At 63.9% G+C, this 756-nt stretch carries 2 protein-coding genes; both read left to right on the forward strand.

All coding sequences use genetic code 11. The annotated features are described in order from the left end of the window. On the forward strand, positions 1–299 hold a 299-nt coding region (locus NKH99_RS32650; protein ID WP_502900140.1), incomplete at its 5' end, for a thiamine pyrophosphate-binding protein. After that, positions 296–756 (forward strand): transketolase family protein (locus NKH99_RS32655; protein WP_502900141.1); only part of this gene is annotated, 461 nt, incomplete at its 3' end. The genes NKH99_RS32650 and NKH99_RS32655, both read left to right, overlap by 4 nt.

Consider the following 756-nt stretch of genomic DNA (forward strand, 5'->3'; position numbering starts at 1 on the left):
ATCAGCAGGCCGATGGTCCGTCGACGGCCATGCTCTCCTCCGAACCGGTGACCGACAAGTTCGAGGCGTTCGGCTGGCATGCGCAGCGCGTCGACGGCAACGACATCGAGGCGGTCCGCAAGGCCTTCGACATGGCGCGCGGCCTGAAGGAACCTCGTCCGCGTGTGATCGTTTGCGATACGCGCATGGCCAAGGGTGTGCCATTCCTGGAAACCCGCGACATCACGCATTTCATCCGCGTCGAACCGCACGAATGGACGTTAGCGCTCGAAGCTTTGGAAAAGGGACGTCCGCGTTGAGGTTGTCAAAGTTCGCGCCGCGCCACGCCGCCAATGCCGGTGAGCGCAAGACCACATCGGCGATGATCGCGTCGATCGCGCCCGATGGCGTACCGACACGCAATGCGCCGTTCGGGCACACACTGGCCAGACTGGCGCACCAGCGGCCCGGGATAGTTGGCCTGACGGCGGACCTCGCGAAATACACCGATCTCCATGTCTTCGCACAGGAGCATCCGGACCGCTTCTATCAGATGGGCATGGCGGAGCAGGTGCTGATGAGCGCCGCCGCCGGCTTGGCGCGGGAGGGTTTTACGCCCTTCGCCACCACCTACGCCGTCTTCGCATCGCGACGTGCCTACGATTTCATCTGCATGGCGATCGCCGAGGAGAAACTCAATGTGAAGATCGTCTGCGCCTTACCGGGGCTGACGACCGGCTACGGCCCCAGCCACCAGGCGACGGAGGACATCGCGAT

The organism is Mesorhizobium sp. M0854, assembly GCF_040319815.1.
Taxonomy (GTDB): domain Bacteria; phylum Pseudomonadota; class Alphaproteobacteria; order Rhizobiales; family Rhizobiaceae; genus Mesorhizobium.